The sequence below is a fragment of the Pandoraea vervacti genome, assembly GCF_000934605.2.
Lineage (GTDB): Bacteria > Pseudomonadota > Gammaproteobacteria > Burkholderiales > Burkholderiaceae > Pandoraea > Pandoraea vervacti.
The window spans coordinates 995,976-1,016,130 of the sequence record NZ_CP010897.2 but is presented as its reverse complement, the minus strand read 5'-3'; the positions used below and the strand labels follow the sequence as shown (position 1 = coordinate 1,016,130).

General features: G+C 65.2%; 19 protein-coding genes. 9 read left to right on the top strand and 10 right to left on the bottom strand.

The features are described 5' to 3' along the window. Nucleotides 1-60 precede the first annotated feature (60 nt). Both mnmA and UC34_RS04560 read right to left on the bottom strand, forming a co-directional pair. Entirely contained in the window at nt 61-1,224 is a 1,164-nt protein-coding gene (mnmA, locus tag UC34_RS04565) for a tRNA 2-thiouridine(34) synthase MnmA (protein ID WP_044454274.1), read from the bottom strand. Beyond that, nucleotides 1,221-1,697: an NUDIX hydrolase gene (locus UC34_RS04560; protein ID WP_044454272.1), complete on the bottom strand. Its 477-nt coding sequence runs from the start codon at nt 1,695-1,697 to the stop codon at nt 1,221-1,223. The genes mnmA and UC34_RS04560 overlap by 4 nt, the downstream gene beginning before the upstream one ends. Nucleotides 1,698-2,121: 424 nt before the next feature. Here UC34_RS04560 and UC34_RS04555 point away from each other — a divergent pair, with 424 nt between their 5' ends. The 5 genes from UC34_RS04555 (at nt 2,122) to UC34_RS04535 (ending at nt 7,391) form a co-directional block, all read left to right on the top strand. After that, entirely contained in the window at nt 2,122-3,252 is a 1,131-nt protein-coding gene (locus tag UC34_RS04555; protein ID WP_044454270.1) for a Re/Si-specific NAD(P)(+) transhydrogenase subunit alpha, read from the top strand. 15 nt (nt 3,253-3,267) lie between these two features. Then, complete coding sequence (locus UC34_RS04550) at nt 3,268-3,666, top strand: NAD(P) transhydrogenase subunit alpha part 2 (RefSeq protein WP_044454265.1); 399 nt, start codon at nt 3,268-3,270, stop codon at nt 3,664-3,666. After that, nucleotides 3,663-5,105 (top strand): NAD(P)(+) transhydrogenase (Re/Si-specific) subunit beta, encoded by a 1,443-nt coding sequence (locus tag UC34_RS04545; RefSeq protein ID WP_044454263.1) that lies wholly within the window; start codon nt 3,663-3,665, stop codon nt 5,103-5,105. Before UC34_RS04550 ends, UC34_RS04545 begins: the two co-directional genes overlap by 4 nt. 177 nt (nt 5,106-5,282) lie before the next feature. Further along, nucleotides 5,283-6,074 carry a 5'-methylthioadenosine/adenosylhomocysteine nucleosidase gene (locus tag UC34_RS04540; RefSeq protein ID WP_044454261.1) on the top strand — a complete coding sequence of 264 codons (792 nt, stop codon included), beginning with the start codon at nt 5,283-5,285 and terminating at the stop codon, nt 6,072-6,074. A 129-nt stretch (nt 6,075-6,203) separates the two neighbouring features. Further along, nucleotides 6,204-7,391, top strand: a complete 1,188-nt coding sequence (locus UC34_RS04535; protein ID WP_044454259.1) for a hypothetical protein — start codon at nt 6,204-6,206, stop codon at nt 7,389-7,391. A 112-nt stretch (nt 7,392-7,503) separates the two neighbouring features. On the opposite strand, the gene UC34_RS04530 is transcribed toward UC34_RS04535, so the two are convergent. From UC34_RS04530 to edd, 5 genes are all read right to left on the bottom strand, one after another. Next, a complete protein-coding gene (locus UC34_RS04530) occupies nt 7,504-8,814 on the bottom strand; it encodes a THUMP domain-containing class I SAM-dependent RNA methyltransferase (protein WP_044454257.1) in 1,311 nt (436 codons plus the stop codon). A gap of 50 nt (nt 8,815-8,864) precedes the next feature. Continuing rightward, entirely contained in the window at nt 8,865-9,398 is a 534-nt protein-coding gene (locus tag UC34_RS04525; protein ID WP_044454255.1) for a gluconokinase, read from the bottom strand. 75 nt (nt 9,399-9,473) lie between these two features. Further along, nucleotides 9,474-10,829: a GntP family permease gene (locus tag UC34_RS04520; protein WP_044454253.1), complete on the bottom strand. Its 1,356-nt coding sequence runs from the start codon at nt 10,827-10,829 to the stop codon at nt 9,474-9,476. A gap of 191 nt (nt 10,830-11,020) precedes the next feature. Further along, nucleotides 11,021-11,647, bottom strand: a complete 627-nt coding sequence (gene eda, locus UC34_RS04515) for a bifunctional 4-hydroxy-2-oxoglutarate aldolase/2-dehydro-3-deoxy-phosphogluconate aldolase (RefSeq protein ID WP_044454251.1) — start codon at nt 11,645-11,647, stop codon at nt 11,021-11,023. 51 nt (nt 11,648-11,698) lie between these two features. Further along, the gene (gene edd / locus UC34_RS04510; protein WP_044457741.1) at nt 11,699-13,531 is read right to left on the bottom strand and encodes a phosphogluconate dehydratase; all 1,833 of its coding nucleotides are present in this window, start codon (nt 13,529-13,531) and stop codon (nt 11,699-11,701) included. Between the two features lie 433 nt (nt 13,532-13,964). On the opposite strand from edd, the gene UC34_RS04505 reads away from it, so the two are divergent. Continuing rightward, a complete protein-coding gene (locus UC34_RS04505) occupies nt 13,965-14,810 on the top strand; it encodes a MurR/RpiR family transcriptional regulator (protein ID WP_044457740.1) in 846 nt (281 codons plus the stop codon). Nucleotides 14,811-14,921: 111 nt separating this feature from the next. Here the strand turns inward: UC34_RS04505 and UC34_RS04500 are convergent, their stop codons facing one another. From UC34_RS04500 to UC34_RS04490, 3 genes are all read right to left on the bottom strand, one after another. Then, entirely contained in the window at nt 14,922-15,887 is a 966-nt protein-coding gene (locus UC34_RS04500) for an NAD(P)-dependent oxidoreductase (protein ID WP_044454249.1), read from the bottom strand. A gap of 97 nt (nt 15,888-15,984) precedes the next feature. Further along, a complete protein-coding gene (locus UC34_RS04495) occupies nt 15,985-16,605 on the bottom strand; it encodes a 2-hydroxychromene-2-carboxylate isomerase (protein WP_044454247.1) in 621 nt (206 codons plus the stop codon). Nucleotides 16,606-16,727: 122 nt separating this feature from the next. Continuing rightward, nucleotides 16,728-17,144 (bottom strand): CopD family protein, encoded by a 417-nt coding sequence (locus UC34_RS04490; protein ID WP_044454245.1) that lies wholly within the window; start codon nt 17,142-17,144, stop codon nt 16,728-16,730. Between the two features lie 210 nt (nt 17,145-17,354). On the opposite strand from UC34_RS04490, the gene ruvC reads away from it, so the two are divergent. The 3 genes from ruvC (at nt 17,355) to UC34_RS04475 (ending at nt 20,135) form a co-directional block, all read left to right on the top strand. Further along, nucleotides 17,355-17,897 (top strand): crossover junction endodeoxyribonuclease RuvC, encoded by a 543-nt coding sequence (gene ruvC, locus UC34_RS04485; RefSeq protein WP_044454243.1) that lies wholly within the window; start codon nt 17,355-17,357, stop codon nt 17,895-17,897. A 111-nt stretch (nt 17,898-18,008) separates the two neighbouring features. Continuing rightward, on the top strand, nt 18,009-19,079 hold the full coding sequence (ruvB, locus tag UC34_RS04480; protein WP_044454242.1) for a Holliday junction branch migration DNA helicase RuvB: 1,071 nt from the start codon (nt 18,009-18,011) through the stop codon (nt 19,077-19,079). A gap of 69 nt (nt 19,080-19,148) precedes the next feature. Then, a complete protein-coding gene (locus UC34_RS04475; protein WP_063389819.1) occupies nt 19,149-20,135 on the top strand; it encodes an oxygenase MpaB family protein in 987 nt (328 codons plus the stop codon). Nucleotides 20,136-20,155 lie beyond the last annotated feature (20 nt).

The following is a 20,155-nucleotide window of genomic DNA, read 5'->3' as shown; positions in this document are numbered from 1 at the left end:
TTTGCGGGGGGACACTCGCCGGCGCGCTGCCGGGTGTCCCCCCGGCGAGCGCCGGCGGCTTCAATGCGTATTGAGGATGGTGTGTTTCGAGGCAGCGCCCGATGCGGCGGCTTGCGTTCGCGCTTCGCCTGCGACAGCCGGTGTCGTGGCTGCGATGATGCCGCCGCCCAGACAGACCTCGCCGTCGTAGAGCACGGCCGACTGACCGGGGGTAACGGCCCACTGAGCGTCAGCGAATGACAGCGTCAGTCCGTCATCGCCGGCACGCACCACTTCGCATGCGGCATCCGCCTGCCGATAGCGGGTCTTCGCACCGCAGCGGGTGCCTTCGGCTGGCGGCGCACCGGCGACCCAAGACAGGTCTTCCGCGTCGAGCGTGCTCGAGAGCAGCCATGGATGGTCGTGTCCCTGCACCACATACAGCGTATTGTTCGCCATGTCCTTGCGCGCGACGAACCACGGCTCGCCCGAGCCGTCGCGGCTGCCGCCCAGACCGATGCCCTTGCGCTGGCCCAGCGTGTAAAACGCCAGACCCACGTGTTCGCCGACGACCGCGCCGTCCGGGGTCTTCATCGGCCCCGGTGTGGTCGGCAAGTAGCGATTGAGGAAGTCCCGGAACGGACGCTCGCCAATGAAGCAGATCCCCGTGGAATCCTTCTTCTTCGCGTTCGGCAAGCCGATCTGCGCGGCGATCTCGCGGACCTTCGTCTTCGGCATTTCGCCGAGCGGGAACATCGTGCGCGAGAGCTGCGTCTGGTTCAGCCGGTGCAGGAAGTAGCTTTGGTCCTTCGTGTGATCGAAGGCCTTGAGCAGTTCGAAGCGACCCTCGCGCTCGCGCACGCGGGCGTAGTGGCCGGTGGCGATGGTCTCGCCGCCGAGCGCCACGGCATGGTCGAGGAACGCCTTGAACTTGATCTCGGCGTTGCACAGCACGTCGGGATTGGGGGTGCGGCCAGCCGAATACTCCCGCAGGAACTCCGCGAAAACGCGGTCCTTGTACTCGGCGGCGAAATTCACCGCTTCGACATCGATGCCGATCAGGTCGGCGACCGACACCACGTCGATCCAGTCCTGCCGGGTCGAACAGTATTCGCTATCGTCATCGTCTTCCCAGTTCTTCATGAACAAACCGACGACGTCGTAGCCTTGTTGTTTGAGCAGCCATGCCGTGACCGACGAATCCACGCCGCCCGACATGCCCACCACTACGCGTTTTTGACTCATGTGTTGCCTTGCCCACCGGTCAGCGCCGGATGGGTCTGAAGTATGTCGAGGTCGTAACGCACCCCTCGCAGGTAATCGTCCATGCATCGCTCGAGAATCGGTGAACGGTGCCGCGCCCGCTGCGCGCGCACTTCCTCCGGCGTGAGCCAGAGCGTGCCGACGATGCCCTCGTCGAGCGGTCGCGATGCGTCGAACGCGCCCAGCGTACCGGTAAAGGTGAAACGCAGGTAAGCGATATCGTCCGGCCCCGGGGCGAGATAGATGCCCAGCAGGTGCCGTGGTTCAAACGTATGCGCCGTCTCTTCGAGCACCTCGCGGCGCACCGCGTCGAGAATCGATTCGCCCGGTTCCAGGTGACCGGCCGGTTGGTTGATCAACAGACCGGCACGCTTTTGCTCTTCGACAAACAGAAAACGGCCGTCGCGTTCGACGACCGCTGCAACCGTCACGTTGGGCTTCCAGCGTGCATCCATGGCACTTCCTTGCGTGGCGCGGGTGACGACCTCGGGACGACGTCGCCCCGATGAAAGCGACATTTTACCGTCTGGCGGGGTTTGGCGCTGGAGAGGGCCGCTTTCAAGACCGACCGGCCGGTCGGCCAAATCGTGTCGAATCGAAGCGCCATGACCGCAGGATTCATACAGATTCGTTCATATTGATATGCCAATGCGTGCAATAGGCGCATTTGTAATCTTCGGGTAAGCTTCGAGCACTAGCGAAGTGCAATGTGCAGGTGCAGTACCGCATCACCGGTTTTTGCAGTAGTTCGAATGCAGTGGTTTGTGCAGGACTAATGTCATCAGCGGCGAAACAGGTAGTGCGTCTGCCCCGACAGCGCATGCGCTGCGGCTCCTTGGCCGCTGATGAGATCAGTTCACAAACCCAAGGAGATACGCAATGAGAATCGGCATTCCCGCCGAGACGCTTGCCGGCGAATCCCGTGTCGCGGCTACGCCCGAAACGGTGAAGAAGCTGGTCGCGTCAGGACATCAGGTCGTGATCGGGCGCGGCGCAGGAGACGCTGCGAGCGTACCCGACGCCGCCTTCGAAGCCGCGGGCGCCTCGCTCGGCAGCGCTGCCGATGCACTTGGCGCAGAACTTGTCCTCAAAGTACGCGCCCCGTCTCCCGACGAACTCGCTCAGATCCCGCGTGGCAGCGTAGTGGTCGGCATGCTCAATCCGTTCGATGCCGAAAACAACGCGCGCATGGCGGCGGCCGGGATCATCGGCTTCGCGCTGGAAGCCGCACCGCGCACCACGCGTGCGCAGAGCATGGACGTGCTCTCGTCGCAGGCCAACATCGCCGGCTACAAGGCCGTGATGCTCGCCGCGAACCTCTATCAACGCTTCATGCCGATGCTGATGACCGCCGCCGGTACGGTCAAGGCCGCACGACTGGTCGTGCTCGGTGCGGGCGTGGCCGGCCTTCAGGCCATTGCGACGGCCAAGCGCCTGGGAGCGGTCATCGAAGCCTCCGACGTGCGTCCGGCCGTGCGCGAGCAGATCGAATCGCTGGGCGCGAAGTTCATCGACGTGCCCTTCGAGACCGACGAAGAGCGTGAAATCGCCAAGGGCGTGGGCGGCTATGCGCGCCCCATGCCCGCCGCGTGGCTGGCCCGTCAGGCGCAACTCGTGCACACGCGGCTCACGCAGGCCGACATCGTCATTTCCACCGCACTCATCCCGGGGCGCGCGGCGCCCACACTCATTGCCGAAGACACCGTCAAGGCCATGAAGCCGGGGTCGGTGATCATCGATCTGGCGGCCGGTCGCGGCGCGAACGGCGGCGGCAACTGCCCGCTGTCGGTGGCCGACGAAGTCGTCAAGGTGCACGGCGTGACCATTGCCGGATACACCAACCTGGCGGGCATGGTGGCCGCCGATGCCTCCGCGCTTTATGCCCGTAACGTGCTCGACTTCCTCAAGCTGGTGATCGACAAGGAAGGCAAGCTCGTCATCGATACCAACGACGACATCGTCAGCGCGTGCCTGATGTGCCGCGACGGTCAAGTGCTGCGCGCGGCATAAGGGGGAGGCAGAACCATGGAATTGATCAATCACACGGTGATCAACCTGATCATCTTCGTGCTGGCGGTATATGTCGGCTATCACGTGGTGTGGAACGTCACCCCGGCCTTGCACACGCCGCTCATGGCGGTGACGAACGCCATCTCGGCCATCGTGATCGTGGGGGCGATGCTCGCCGCGGGTCTGACGGAAGGCAACCTCGGCAAGACCATGGGCGTCGTGGCCGTGGCGCTGGCCGCCGTGAACGTGTTCGGGGGCTTCCTCGTCACGCAGCGCATGCTCGAGATGTTCAAGAAGAAAGATAAGCCTGTGAAGTCGGAGCAAAGCGGAGCCTCGTCGAAGGCTAACGCGCCGCATGGCGGCGGGTTAAGCGTAGCGGCCGGAGACAAGGCCATCGAGGGGGACAAGCAATGAGCATGAATCTCGTCACGCTGCTGTATCTGGTCGCGTCGATCTGTTTCATTCAGGCCCTCAAGGGTCTGTCGAACCCGAAGATGGCGCGACGCGGCAATGCATTCGGCATGATCGGCATGGCCATTGCGGCCGTCACCACGATTGCGCTGATCTACGAGTTGCGCCGGCTGATGGGCGGCAATTACTCGGGGCTCGCGCTGATCCTCGCAGGCCTTGTGGTCGGCGGCGGCACCGGCGCCTTCGTCGCGCGCAAGGTCGAGATGACGAAGATGCCGGAACTCGTGGCCGCCATGCACTCGCTCATTGGTCTGGCAGCGGTGTGTATCGCTGTCGCTGCCGTGGCAGAGCCTGCGGCATTCGGTATCGTGCCCGCGGGCGAAACCTTCCTGCCGCCGGGTAACCGCATCGAGCTGTTCATCGGCACGTTCGTCGGCGCGATTACGTTCTCCGGGTCGGTCATCGCGTTCGGCAAGCTCTCGGGCAAGTACAAATTCCGTCTGTTCCAGGGCGCGCCGGTGCAGTTCACCGGCCAGCACACGATCAACCTGCTGCTCGCCATCGCGATGCTCGGCTTCGGCGTCATCTTCTTCCTGTCGCAAAGCTGGCTGCCGTTCATTTTGATGACGGCCATTGCCTTCGTGCTCGGCGTGCTCATCATCATCCCGATCGGCGGCGCGGACATGCCGGTCGTGGTCTCGATGCTGAACTCGTACTCGGGCTGGGCCGCCGCAGGCATCGGCTTCTCGCTGAACAACCCCATGCTGATCATCGCAGGTTCGCTTGTGGGCTCGTCAGGCGCGATCCTGTCGTACATCATGTGCAAGGCCATGAACCGCTCGTTTTTCAACGTGATTCTGGGCGGGTTCGGCGCAACGCCGGGGGCTGCGGCAGCCGGGGGCGAACAACAGCAGCGCCCGGTCAAATCCGGCTCCCCCGATGACGCAGCGTTCCTCATGAGCAACGCCGAATCGCTGGTGATCGTGCCGGGTTACGGTCTGGCCGTGGCGCGTGCGCAGCATGCGCTCAAGGAATTGACCGACAAGCTCTCGGAGAAAGGCGTGAATGTGCGCTACGCCATTCACCCGGTCGCAGGCCGCATGCCGGGTCACATGAACGTGCTGCTCGCCGAAGCCGAAGTGCCATACGACCAGGTGCTGGAGATGGACGAGATCAACGGCGAATTCGGTCAGACGGACGTGGTGCTGGTGTTGGGCGCCAACGACGTGGTGAACCCGGCCGCGAAGAACGATCCGGCGTCGCCGATTGCGGGCATGCCGATTCTCGAGGCCTACAAGGCCAAGACGATCATCGTCAACAAGCGCTCCATGGCCGCGGGTTACGCCGGACTGGATAACGAGCTGTTCTATCTCGACAAGACCATGATGGTCTTCGGCGACGCGAAGAAGGTCGTCGAAGAGATGGTCAAGGCAGTCGATTGACCCTCGCACACGCCTGACGCATTCGCATCAACGCCGTCCCGACGCCGGGGGCGGCAACAACGCGGGGCCGCACGCCATCACCGGGTGCGGCCCCGCGCTACAATGCGCGCTCGATGTTGGCGCGACGACGTCGCCAACGGCCCAGTCAGATTCCCCCAGTCAATCGAGTCCCGCATCATGACGCTAGGCATCGTCGCCGCGCTCCACGAAGAAATTGCCGATCTGCTCGCAGAAATGGCCCCTGGCGCTCACGTTGAGCACATCGGCATGCGGGACTACTACGTGGGCAAACTCCATGGCCATGATTGCGTCATCGTGCTCGCCCGTATCGGCAAGGTGGCGGCCGCGGCAACGACAACGGCGCTGATTCACCGTTTCGACGTGAGGGAACTTGTCTTCACCGGCGTCGCGGGCGGTCTGGCGCATGGCCTCGCGGTGGGCGACGTGGTGATTGCGGACACGCTCACGCAACACGACATGGACGCCAGCCCGCTCTTTCCCCGTTACGAGATTCCGCTGCTCGGGCGTGCGTCGTTCAATGCCGAGTCCGCCCTGCGCGACGCCCTCGCGCAGGCCGCGCGCGACTGGCTCGCCGAAGAACTGCATGAACAGGTGAGCGCCGAATGGCGTGCGCAATGGCAGATGGTCTCGCCGCGCGTGCACGTGGGACAAATCGCGAGCGGCGACCGGTTCGTCTCCAGCGCCAATGAAGTGACGTTGCTGCGCGGCCATCTGCCGCAGGCGCTTGCGGTCGAAATGGAAGGCGCGGCCGTCGCACAGGTGTGTCACGAATACGGTATACCGTTTGCCGTGATGCGCACGCTGTCGGACGCCGCCGACGATACGGCCCACGTCGATTTTCCCCGCTTCCTGCGTGAGGTGGCGAGCCACTATTCGCACGGCATCCTGCGCCGCTTCCTGACCTCGCGCCCCCCACGTCCGGCATCATGCCCGTCTGAACGGGCGTAGCGTCATAGGGTCGCCACACGCGCCGGCCAGCCTTTGCGCGTTTGGAAACTCCGGCGGGCAAACCCGACACCCGGCACCGGGGGCTTTCCGGACAATGTCGCCTCTCACATTGTCCGCAGGAGACATGCCATGAACGTGGACCATCAGCCCATTGCCGGCGCGTCGGCGGGACGTTCGAGCGCGTCGGTGCTCGAACCGGTCTACCGTGCACTCGGTTGGATGGACGTCGTCAACATCAGGGCGCTTAATCCGAAATGCAATCCGACGAAGGCGGCGATGGCCGCCGCCGCCGTGCATCCCGACAGCACGTTCGGGCGCGAGATCGAGACCTACATCGGCAAGACAACGGCGGGCGGGCCGGCCCGCACCGCTGAGCAGGCCATCGCGATCCGGCGTCTGGCGATACTCGAAGATCACGAAGTCACGATCGATGCACTCCGGGACACCGGTCTGCCGACGGACATTGCCGTGGATCTGTTACGACGGCTGATTCCGCGCCCGACAGGATGGACACTGTTCGAGCGTATCGCGAGTACGCCGACGCTGACTCTGTGGGCGCAATCGGTGCTCGCTCGCCAGGAGGCACGTGCGGAAATGGCGGAACGTGCAGGATCAACAGGAATAACAGGAACAATCGGAGCAACGGAAACCACGGAAACGCATGTCGCCGACGACATTCTGACGCTGCGCATTCTGCAGGCGTTCGGTCACGATATCGCCGTGCCATGGTCATTCGACACGACCAACAAGCGGGTGTACTTCTTCAGCGCAGGTGCGGATGCCAGCGGCAGCCTCGGCCGCCTCCTCGACATCGCCACGCTCGATCGTCCCTGGTGTCATGCAACGCGCGAAGCATGCCGCAAGGCCTATCAGGCGCTCGCGTACTGCCATTACGGCGCGGGCAGGCAGATATGGCCGCATTGGGAAGCGACGCACGACATCTGGCAGATCCATCCGGACCCGCGCGACGCAACGGTCGTGGACGATATCGTGAGTCACAACGCCATCACGTGCGATACCGAACGATGGCTGCGCAACGTCACGCTGCTCGGCGCGCTCGATGTCACCGGTCATTCGCCGCTTACCGGCGCCGACGACGAGAGCGACCTGTCCGATCCGGAGAACGTGACGTGCGATCCGCGCCGTCCACGCATCGCCCCGGGCGATTTGCGCGAACGTCTGGCCACCACCGCTGCACACCGACGCGCGGCGCAGCGAGCCGCACTGCCGCCGCCTCCTGAGCCGCCATTGACGCAGGCACGCTCGGCCGCGTCGGCACCTCGTCCGAGTTCCGCACCGCCTGCCACGAACCGCTGACGCGCCACGCGCCTCCTTCACGGCCATCGCGTGCATCGCTACCGTCACGCCCCATGAAAAAAGACCGGCCAGTGGCCGGTCCCCTCATCGCCTGCACGACGCCGGGCGAGGCTTAAGCTTCGTCGCCCTCGGGCTTGCTCTGCGCGTCGCCCGGGCGCTTGCGCACGGAACCGGCAATCAGATCGAAACGGAACAGACGGCATTCCAGCGCGCCGTTGTACAGCGGCGTGCGACGCGATTCGCGCAAGCGCATCTGCCCCGGCAGGCTCATGTCGGCCGTCAGCAGGAAAGCGCTCCAGCCGGTAAAACGTTGCTTGAGCACATCGCCAAACGCACGGAAGAATTCGGCATCGACGCCGTCCGGCTGATTGCGCTGGAAACCGCCGCGATTGCCCTGAACGTCGGGCGAATAGCCATCGTCGGCATCGCGCGGCGCACGGCGCCCGCGCACCTCGATACGCTCGCCGTACGGCGGGTTCGCGACGATGATCCCCGGGCGATCCACCGGCGGCGACATATCGCGCGCATCCACCTGCTTCAGGCCAATATCGCCCACGCCGGCGCGCTCCAGGTTGGCGCGCGACTTGACCAGCATGTCGCCGGAGATGTCGCTGCCGAAAATCGTGTCGGGCACACCGCGCACACGCGCATCGCGCTGGGCATCGCTTGCCTGCACCTTCAGCGACTGCCATGCCGTGATGTCGTAGCCCTTGAGTTTTTCAAAGCCGAAACGACGTCCTGCCCCCGCCGGAATGCCAAGCGCGATTTGCGCGGCTTCGGCGAGGAACGTGCCGCTGCCGCACATCGGGTCATACAGCACCATGTCCGCCGCCGTATCGGTGCGCCAGCCGGCCAGACGCAGAATGCCTGCGGCAAGGTTCTCGCGCAGCGGGGCCGCACCCTTGTCCAGACGCCAGCCGCGCTTGAACAACGGCTCGCCCGAGGTATCGAGATAAATGGTGACGTCGGTCGCCGTCAGGAAAGCGAACACGCGCACGTCCGGTTGCATCGTGTCGATGTTCGGCCGCGCGCCGGTCTTCTCGCGCAGTCGGTCGCACACGGCGTCCTTGATGCGAAGCGTGACGAATTCGAGGCTGCGAACCGGCGCCTTGATACCGGTGACGTCGACACGCAGCGTCTGCTGGTAGCCGAACCAGTCCTCCCAGCGCTGGCGCAGGGCGAATTCGTAAATATCCTGTTCGGTGCGATAGCCCTGCTGCGCCACACGAAGCAGCACACGGCTGGCAATGCGCGAATGCAGGTTGGCCGCCATGCCGGCTGCCCACGGACCGGCGAAATGCACGCCGCCGGGCACCTGTTTGCCGACCGAGATCGGAGCGAGACGCCCCAGTTCCGCGAGTTCGGCGGCAAGCGCCTCTTCCAGTCCGCGAGGACAGGGTGCGAAGAATTCGAAGGAAGCCATGTTGATGCGTACGACCGGCGCGCGAAGCGCCGGCGCAGAAGAAGAAACCGCTATTGTACGCGTGCCGCCCCGGCGGACGTGAGCAGTGCGCCGCCGGGGCAGGCGGCAAGTTTATGCAGCAGGGTCTCGACGATGGCGTCGGGCGACTCGCGGATGTCGATGATCAGCGCGTCGCGCGGCTCTTCCAGTGTGTTGAACTGGCTTTGCAGCAACGCCGGATCGAAGAAATGCCCGGAGCGCGAGGCAAGACGCTCGCCGATCACCTCGGGCGCGCCCTTGAGGTAGACGAACACGACGTCGCCGTCGTGCTCGCCCAGCACATCGCGATAGCGCGCGCGCAAAGCCGAGCACGCGAACACGTGATGACGTCCCGCCACGCGGCGCGCGACGATGGCCTCGCGAATCGCGGCAAGCCAGGGTGCGCGGTCCGCGTCGTTGAGCGCCTCGCCGCGACGCATCTTCTCGATGTTCGCGGGGCTGTGAAACGAATCCGCGTCGGAAAACCCGCAGCCCAGCCGGTCGGCGAGTTTTTGTCCGACCGTGCTCTTGCCGCTGCCCGATACGCCCATTACCACGACGATCATGGCTCGTCTCCTTGTTCCGTGCCGACTCGCGTCGGCGTGTTGCTCTTGCCGTGCGCCCTGCATCCCCGCCTCGCCTCACACCACCGTGGCGAGGCCGAGCGTGAGCAGCAACGCGACCACCGAGATGATCGTCTCGCAAACCGTCCACGTCTTGAAGGTCTGCGGCACGGTCATGTTGAAGTATTCCTTGACCAGCCAGAAGCCGCCGTCGTTCACGTGCGACAGAATCAGCGAGCCCGCGCCCGTAGCCAGCACCATCAGTTCCGGCTTGACGGTCGAGCCGGCCGCCGCCGCGATCGGTGCGACGATGCCGCACGCGGTCGTCATGGCGACCGTGGCCGATCCTGTGGCAATCCGGATCAGCACAGCCACCAGCCACCCCAGCAGCAGCGGCGAGAGGTGAGCGTTGTTCGCCACGTCGACGATCGCCTTCGACACGCCGCTATCCATAAGGATACGCCCGAAACCACCGCCGGCGCCCACGACCAGCGTGATCGTGGCGATCGGTGCGAGACACTCGTTCGTGAACTTGAGAATCTGGTCGCGATTGAAGCCGCGCTGCTTGCCGAACGTGAAGAAGCTCACGAGCGTGGCGATGAGCAACGCCATCACCGAATTGCCGATCAGGCGCAGGAAGTCGTTCGCGAACGTCTTCGGTGCGAAGAACAGATCGGCCCAGCTACCGATGAGCATCAGAATGACCGGCAGCAAAATCGTGAACAGCGTGATGCCGAAGCCCGGGAGCTTGTCCATCGGACGGTCGGCTTCGACGAACTGCGAGAGCAGCGGATTGTCCGGATTGGGCACCACGTGGCGCGCCATGAGCTTGGCGAACAGCGGACCGGCGATGGCCGCCGTCGGAATGCCAACGATCAGCGCGTACATGATCGTGTGCCCGATGTCGGCGTTATAGGCGGTGACCGCCAGCAGCGCGGCCGGGTGCGGCGGAATCAGGCCGTGCACGACCGACAGACCGGCGACCATCGGAATGCCCACGAGCACCATCGAGGTGCCAGTGCGCTTTGCGACGTTGAACGCAATCGGAATCAGCAGCACGAAGCCGACTTCGAAGAAGACCGGCAGACCGACGATGAACGCGATCACGACCATGGCCCAGTGCACGTTCTTCTCGCCGAAGAACCCGATGAGCGTGCGCGCGATACGCTCGGCGCCCCCGGACTCGGCCATCATCTTGCCGAGCATCGTGCCAAGCCCGACCACGAGCGCAATGTGGCCCAGCGTGTTGCCCACGCCGGTCTCGAATGCCTTGACGATACCGCCCATCGGCATGCCCACCGCCAGCCCGAGCACGAGCGAGACGACGATCAGCGTGATGAACGGATTCAGTTTGAAACGCGCGATCATCAGGATCAGCGCGATTACCGCGACAAGCGCGTACACCAGCAGCAAGTTGCCTTGCACCGCGACCATGGGGGTCTCCTCGTTTGGCTAGATGGGCGGTTGCCCGTTGGGCTTGCGCCCGTTTATTGGAATCCTGTTTTCGTTGATGCCGGCATTGCCTCGCCGTTGCGACGTGATACCTGATGCCTGAAGCGTGCTACGTAGGGTCCATTGCGACGGTCGTTCGCCCGATGACTGCGCGCGGCGCACGACCGGTACACTCAGGCGCGTGGCAGCGCGCTCGCCGCGCGGGCCAGACGCGTGATGCCGTCCCAGTCCTTCGCGTCGACCAGCGCCTTGGGGGTCAGCCACGAGCCGCCCACGCACACCACATTCGGCTGCGCCAGATACGACGGCGCCGATTCGGCGCTGATCCCCCCCGTCGGGCAGAAACGCATCTGGCGGAATGGCCCGTACAGCGCCTTGAGCATCGGCACGCCGCCGGACGGTTCGGCCGGGAAGAACTTCACCGTCTCGTAACCGTCGGCGAGTGCCGCGAGAATGTCCGAGGGCGTGACCACGCCCGGCAGCAGCGGCAGGCCGGCCGCCTTGGCCGCCGCGCCCAGCGTCGGCGTGTAGCCGGGCGACACGCCGAAACGCGCGCCGGCCGCCACGGCTTGCGCCATTTCTTCCGGGCGCGTGAGCGTGCCCACCCCCACGATCAGTTCGTCGGACAGCCCCGCCACGTGGCGGATGACGTCCATCGCCGCCGAGGTGCGCAGCGTGATTTCGAGGACTCGCACGCCGCCCGCGAGCAGTGCGCGCGAGACTTGCTCGCCCTGCTCGACGTTATCGAACTGGAGCACCGGAACCACGGGGCCGGCACGAACGATGTCATTGATGTTCATTACGTTTTCCTTGAATGCAGTGACGGATGGCCGAGGGCAGACGGCGAGTCGTCACTCGGTACCGAAGAACACGGAAGCGCCCGCCTCCGCCGCGCCCACGGCCGCCCGCATATGGCCGAAGAGCAGGCGTCCGGTGTCCTCGCCCGAGTCCGGCACCGGCGCGATGTCGCGCTCGGCCCATGCCTGCGGGGACACCTCGGCGTGCAGCATGCCGGCGTTCGCGTCGAGCACGATCAGATCGCCGTCGCGTACGCGGGCGAGCGGGCCACCGCCCGCCGCTTCGGGCGACACGTGGATCACGGCGGGCACCTTGCCCGACGCCCCGGACATCCGGCCATCCGTCACGAGCGCCACGGCGAACCCTTCGTCCTGCAAGACACCGAGCAGCGGGGTGAGGCGATGCAACTCGGGCATGCCGTTGGCGCGCGGCCCCTGGCCGCGCAACACCACGACCACGTCGCGATGCAGCTCACCTGCATCGAACGCGGCCTGGACCGCTTCCTGCGAAACAAATACGCGTGCCGTTGCCGCCACGCGCCGATGTTCCGGCTTGACTGCCGACACCTTGATGACGCCGCGCCCCAGATTGCCATGCATGAGCCGCAGTCCGCCATCGGGGGCGAACGGCTCGGCGTGGCCGCGCAAGACGTCACGATCACCACTGTAGGCGCTACCGGCGCGCCATGCCAGCCCTTCGGGCGAGAGCCACGGCTCCGCGCGATAGCGGGACAGCCCCGGACCCGCCACCGTCTTGACGTTCTCGTGCAGCCACCCGGCGTCGAGCAGTTCACCGATCAGAAAGCCCATGCCCCCCGCCGCGTGGAAATGGTTCACGTCCGCCTTGCCGTTCGGATACACGCGGGCCATGAGCGGCACAATGGCCGAGAGCGCGTCGAAATCGTCCCAGTCGATGATGACGCCCGCCGCGCGGGCCATCGCCACCAGATGCAGCGTATGGTTGGTCGAGCCGCCGGTGGCAAGCAGACCGACAATGCCGTTGACGACGGCGCGTTCGTCGACCACATGGCCGACAGGGGTGTAATCGGGCGTGTGCGCGCCGATGGCCAGCACGCGCGCGAGCGACGCGTCGGTGAGCGCATCGCGCAGCGGGGTATGTGGATGCACGAAGGCCGCGCCCGGCAGGTGCAGGCCCATGATTTCCATGAGCAACTGGTTACTGTTGGCGGTGCCGTAGAACGTGCACGTACCGGCACTGTGATACGCCTGCGATTCGGCTTCGAGCAACGCGTCGCGCCCCACTTTGCCGGTGGCGTACAACTGGCGGATCCTGGCTTTCTCGTCATTCGACAGACCGCTCGCCATCGGGCCGGCCGGCACGAAAATCGTCGGCAGATGGCCGAACTGCAGCGCGCCGATCACGAGACCCGGCACGATCTTGTCGCACACGCCCAGCATGAGCGCCGCGTCGAACATATTGTGCGAGAGCGCCACAGCCGTGCTCATCGCGATGATGTCGCGCGAGAAGAGCGACAGTTCCATGCCCGCATTGCCTTGCGTGACCCCATCGCACATGGCGGGCACGCCGCCCGCGACCTGCGCCGTGGCGCCGAGCTTGCGCGCGGCCTCGCGCAACCGCGCCGGATATTGCTCGTACGGCTGATGCGCCGAGAGCATGTCGTTGTAGGCAGTCACGATGCCAACGTTCGGACGACGCTGCTCTCGCAGCATCAGCTTGTCGTTCGCGGGCATGGCAGCAAAGCCGTGCGCGAGATTGGCGCACGAGAGCGCGCCGCGCTGCGGAAAGCGGCCGGCACTCGCGTCGATGCGGGCCAGATAGGCCGCGCGTGTGTCGCGGCTGCGCGCGGCAATGCGCGCGGTAACGGCCAGTACGGTCGGGTGCAGGGGCTTCGTTTGCTCAGACATCATGCGGAAATGGTCACGCCGGAGACGGGATTGCGGAACACCCGGGTCGGATGCCGTGAAGTGCGATTGGGAGCGGAGTTTAGTAGAAATTCTACATCCCATCAATCGAAAGGCGTCAGCATTCGGGGTTTTACTGAGTCATTTCGGTCACTTACGTGAATTTCTATCGCATAGAGAAACATCAATTCATAATGCGAAATGTCGTATTTATGTAGTTTTTGTACATTCTCGACGTCCTTCGACGCGTGGTGGGCTTGTGCGCGAGCCACTGAGACAGGGCATCCGGGTGCTATAGTGGGCGCCTGACAAGCCGGTCTGGCACGTCCGTCACGCCCTGGCCGCTCATGGGCGACGGCACGTCAGCTCGGCCATACGGGGAATGACGCGTCGCGGTGATCGCTGCACGTCTGCTTTTGTTGGTGCCTGCCTGCCCATGCTTAACCGAATCGAAGCCACGCTGACCCAATTGCGCCCGTCCGAGCGCAAGCTTGCGACCTATGTGCTGGATGCACCGCGCGAAGTCGTCGATCTGTCGATGAACGAACTCGCCGAGCGCGCCAGCGTGAGCCAGCCGACGATTGCCCGCTTCTGCCAGGCGGTCGGATGCAGCGGCTATCGCGAATTCAAGATACGGCTGGCGCAAGGCATTGCACAGGGCGTGCCGTTCGTGCATCGGGACGTGCGCCCGGATGAACCCGTGCCCGGCATCGCCAGCAAGGTGCTCGACCGCACCATCGGCAGCCTCATGCAGGTGCGCAACAATCTCTCGCCCGACAGCATCGGGCAGGCCATCGAACTGCTCGCCGGTGCACGTCGCATCGAGTTCTACGGCGCGGGGGCATCGGGCATCGCCGCACAGGACATGCAGCACAAGTTCTTCCGGCTCGGGGTGCCCGCCGTGGCGTACAACGATCCGCACGTCTACGGCATGTCCGCCGCGCTGCTGCGACCGGCAGACGTCGTCGTCGCCATCTCGAATACCGGGCGTACGCAAGACCTGCTTGAAGCCGCCATGCTCGCGCGCTCCGCCGGGGCGAGTGTGATTGCGATCACGCACAGCAATTCGCCGTTGGCGCGCCAGGCCACGGTGGCCTTGTTTGCGGACGTCGACGAAGACACCGATGTCTACTCGCCGCTCACGTCGCGCCTCGCGCATCTGGCCATCGGCGACGTGCTCGCCGTGGGCATGGCGTTGCGGCTCGGCGACCGGTTGCCGTCGCAACTCGCGCGTGCGAAGGAAGTCATCAATCGGCGGCGCACGTCGAACGACGCGAAGTGATGTGCTGTGATGTGACGTAGGTGCACGGATGAGGAACGAAAAAAGGGCGACGTGCCGTAGCGGCACATCGCCCTTTTGCCATCGCCGCGTCGCGTCGGGACGTGGCTCGACTTACGGGTTCACAACGTTTTGCAGCGGCTTGCCGGTGAGTGCGGCGATCAGGTTATCGGCCGCACACGAGGCCATCGCGTGGCGCGTTTCGTGTGTGGCGGACCCGATGTGGGGCAACGCCACCACTTGCTTCATCTTCAGCAATGGCGAGTCGACCGGAACCGGTTCACGCTCGAATACGTCGAGACCGGCAGCACGCAAATGGCCGGACGCCAGCGCATCGATCAACGCCGCCTCATCGATGACCTTGCCACGCGCCGCGTTGATGAAAATGGCGCCGCGCTTCATCTGTGCGAATTCGGCGGCGCCGATCAGGCGCTCGGTCGCCGGCGACAACGGCACCAGCGTGACGACGAAATCCGCCTGCGCGAGCAACTCGGGCAACGTGCGATATTGCGCGTCATACGCCTTCTCCGCGGCTTCATTGCGCGAGCGGTTGCTGTACAGCACCTTCATGCCGAAGCCCAGCGCCGCGCGACGCGCCACCGCACCGCCAATGCGGCCCATGCCGACGATACCGAGCGTCTTGCCGTGCACGTCGGTGCCGAAATACGCCTCGCCGAGACTGGCCTTCCAGCCACCGGCCTTCACGAGTTCGGCCAGTTCGACCACACGGCGTGCGCTCGAGAGCACCAGTGCGAAAACGGTATCCGCCGTGGTTTCCGTCAGTACATCGGGCGTATTCATCAGCTTGATGCCGCGACGCGTGAGGTCCGGCACGTCGAACTGGTCGTAACCCACCGAGATCGTGGCCCAGGCGCGGAGGTTCGGCGCGCCGTCGAGCAACTCGGGCGTCACGTTCACCCCCACGCCGATGGCGCCCTGCGCGCGACCGAGCGCCGTCGCGAACGCAGCGCGATTCGCGTCGTTCACACCGTCGAATTCGGTGAGCGAAAAGTGCTCGGCCAACCGTGCCCGCACGTCTGGCGGCACGCCCTTGTACAACACAACTTCCGGACGACTCATGCTGTTGACTCCTGGGGGATGCCGCTGCGCGCTTGCGCGTCAAGCGCATAGCTGCGGCCGAAATGCGCTACACCGGTCAGCGCCGGTCACGGCCGAATCAGCCCTTCCTGGCGCTGGCGTCGGCAAAGGCGCGTTCGAGAAAATCGAGGCGGTCCTGCCCCCAATACGGCTCGCCCTCGAAGACGAACCACGGCGCGCCGTACACGCCGGCGCGTGCTGCGCCGTCGGTGTTGGCGTCGTAGGCGGCCTGCACGCTCGTGCCGTTCGACGCCGCAAGCAACGACCTGCCATCGAGCGACAGGCTGTCGGCCACGGCTTGCAGCGTGGCGTCGTCGGCGATGTTGCGTTCGTCCACCCACAGTGCCTTCGAGACGGCGCCGATCAGGTCGAGCGCCTTGTCGGTACCGTGAGCAAGCTGGGTCGCGATGACCAGACGCGCCGCCGGATCGCCGGAGACCGGGAAGAACTTCGGCTCGAGATTGAGCGGCACGTTCAGATACTTCGACCAGCGCGCCAGCTCCACCAGACGATACGCCTGACGCTGCGGCGCTCGCTTGGCCAGCGGCAGGCCGCCCGAACCGCTGAAGATACGCCCGAGATCGATGGGCTTGAGCTGGATCTGCACGTCGTAGCGACGCGCCAGCGCGACGAAGCGCGCATGCCCCAGATACACATACGGCGACTGCGTCGCCAGAAAATACTCGCAGGTCAGACTCACGGCAAACTCCTCTCGCTATCGCAGTTGGCGCTTATGGTTAGCGCTGTTCAAGCATGACGACGTGGTGTGCACAACGCAAAACGACGAAGGCCCGACATGCGGGCCTTCATTCATGGATGCGCTCAGAATGGTTTGACGACGGCAAGGATAACCGCCCCGAGCAGCCCCAGCACGGGGATCTCGTTGAAGTAGCGGTACCACCGGTGCGAGCGGGCATTGCGACCGTTTTCGAACTTGCGCAGCAGACTCCCGCAGGCATGGTGGTAACCGATGAGCAGCACGACGATCAGCAACTTGGCGTGCAGCCAGCCGCCGTGGCGACCGATACCGTAATACAGCCAGAGGATCAGTCCGAAAGCGAGGGCGGGAACGGCGAGAATCGTCATGAAACGATAGAGCTTGCGCGCCATGAGCAGCAGACGTTGCGTTGCGGCCGGATCGCTCTCCATCGCGAGGTTGACGAAAATGCGCGGCAGATAGAACAGGCCGGCAAACCACGAAGCGACGAAAACGATGTGAAGCGCTTTGATCCAGAGCATCGGAGACGGGCGGCCCGCGCGGGGCCGCCGAATATTTTTTGAACAGGAAACAATGTACAACAATCCGCCGTCTCGCGACGCGCAGTCCGTCACCCGCCGGCGCAACGGGCCTGCGGCAAATCGACGCGATCTGGCGCGGGTATGACAGAATACGGGCCATATTGGCTTCTTTGCCCGCATCGGCGCAGCACGCCGGTCATCGGCCCCCGCATGAGAATTCTTGGCATCGACCCCGGCCTGCGCGTCACCGGTTTTGGCGTGCTCGAAAAGCACGGCAACCGTCTGCAATACGTGACGAGCGGCGTCATCCGTACCGGCGACGGCACCCTGCCCGCCCGGTTGCGCATCATCTTCGAGAGCGTGGCGGAACTGGTCGACACATACCGGCCCGATCAGGCCGCCATCGAAAAGGTGTTCGTCAACGTCAACCCGCAATCGACGCTGCTGCTCGGGCAGGCACGCGGCGCGGCGATCACGGCGCTGTCCGTGGGCGGACTGGAAGTCTTCGAATACACCCCGATGCAGCTCAAACAGGCCGTGGTGGGCTACGGGCGCGCCCGCAAGGAACAGGTGCAGGAGATGGTGACGCGTCTGCTCACCCTCACCGGCACGCCGGGCAAGGATGCCTCCGACGCGCTCGGTGTGGCCATCTGCCATGCGCACAGCGGCGACACATATGCCGCGCTAGCCGAAGTCTCCCCGGCGCTCGCGGCCAAGGGGCTGCGCGTCAAACGCGGCCGTCTGGTGGGCTGAGGTCCGCGCGCCCGGCGCCGGCGTTGCCGGGATCCGGCGTGGCGACGCTTTTTCCCGTGCCCTGGCCGCACCTGGCCCGGCAAGCGACGTCCGAAGCGCTACAATGCAGCCATGATCGAAACCGACAAACTCGCCGCCGAACGCATCATTGCGCCGACGCCGGCCTCGCCCAACGAAGAAGCGTTCGAGCGCGCCCTGCGCCCCAAGCTGCTCGACGAATACGTCGGCCAGCGCAAGGTGCGCGAACAGCTCGAAATCTTCATCGAGGCGGCCCGCAAGCGCTCGGAACCGCTCGACCACGTGCTGCTCTTCGGCCCGCCGGGTCTGGGCAAGACGACGCTTGCCCACATCATCGCCCGCGAAATGGGCGTGCATCTGCGGCAGACTTCCGGGCCGGTGCTGGAGCGTCCGGGCGACCTCGCAGCCCTGCTGACCAATCTCGAAGCCAACGACGTGCTGTTCATCGACGAAATCCACCGGCTCTCGCCGGTCGTCGAGGAAATTCTGTATCCCGCGCTCGAGGACTATCAGATCGACATCATGATCGGCGAAGGTCCGGCCGCGCGCAGCGTGAAGCTCGATCTCCAGCCGTTCACGCTCGTGGGGGCGACCACCCGCGCCGGCATGCTCACGAACCCGCTGCGCGATCGCTTCGGGATCGTGGCGCGCCTGGAGTTCTACACGGCCGAAGAGCTCGCGGGTATCGTGCGCCGCTCGGCGGGCCTGCTCGGCGCTGTCATTGCCGACGACGGCGCGTTCGAAATTGCGCGTCGCGCACGCGGCACGCCGCGTATCGCCAACCGCCTGCTGCGCCGCGTGCGTGACTTCGCCGAAGTGAAGGCCGACGGCCGTATCACGGCCGCCGTGGCGGACGCCGCACTCTCGATGCTAGACGTCGACCCTGTCGGCTTCGACGTGATGGACCGCAAGCTCCTCGAAGCGGTGCTGCACAAGTTCGATGGCGGCCCGGTCGGTGTCGACAACCTCGCGGCCGCCATTGGCGAAGAGCGCGATACGATCGAAGACGTGATCGAGCCGTACCTGATCCAGCAAGGCTTCTTGCAGCGCACGCCGCGAGGGCGCGTCGCCACGTTGGCGGCCTACCGTCACTTTGGACTTGCTGCGCCGGGCAGCGCACCGGAAAGCGGTTCGCTCTGGTCGCCGGACGCGACGGGTCAATAGTCGCGCCGCGCTCACGCCCCCGTCCCCTCACGATTTCGCGCACCGTTTCGCGCTCCACCTCTGCCCGATATGGCTTCGCACGACGACCTCCCGACACCGCCCCCGGCAGCGCCCTTGCGGCCCGCCGGGCCGGTCGTGGGGGTGTCGGGACATCTGCGTCACGCCATCGCCATGCGCCTCGTGAGCCTCACCTCGGGCCCCGGCGCCCCGCGACTGAACTACGACACCCCTGACGGCGACCCCGGCCTGTTCGGGCCGGATGCCGCCTGCTGGCACGTGCATGGCGATTTCACTTCCATGATGATCGGGGGTGTGAGCGCGCTGCTGCTGCAATCGCTGCATCCGCTCGCCATGGCCGGTGTCTGGGATCACTCGACGTTCCGGCAGGATGTCATGGGACGCCTGCGCCGCACCGCCACGTTCATTGGCGGCACGACGTTCGGCAACACGGCCGACGCCCAGGCGCTGCTCGAGCGCGTGCGTCGCATCCATCTTCAGGTCAAAGGCACCGCGCCAGACGGACGCGCCTACGCCGCCTACGACCCTGCGTTGCTGACGTGGGTGCACGTGGCGGAAACCTCGAGTTTCCTGCGCAGTTATCTGGTCTACAAGGACCCGACGTTCTCGCGCGCCGATCAGGACCGCTACTACTCGGAAGTCGCACGCATTGCGATCGCGCTGGGCGCGCGCGACGTGCCCACGAGCGTCGCGCAAATCCAGGACTATCTCGAAGCGATGCGTGCGCAGCTCAGCGCGAGCGATCGCACGGCGGAAGTCGTGCGCGTGCTGCGCAATCTGCCCGCACCATTCGCAGGCGCTCGGGTATTCAGTGGACTGTTGTTTCGCGCGGGCATCGATCTGCTGCCCGAGTGGTCGCAGACGATGCTCGGCTTCGAGGATCGCGCGGCGATTCGTCGCCTGACAGTGCGCCCGGCCGTGCGCCACATGGCGCAGATCGCCCGCTGGTCGATGCGCAACAGCGTAGCGCACCGCGCACGACGCCGTGCTTTGGCGACACCTGCGGTCGGGGTGACCGAACCGTCACTGGAACGTTAGCAAGACGTGCTGCGCGGCGC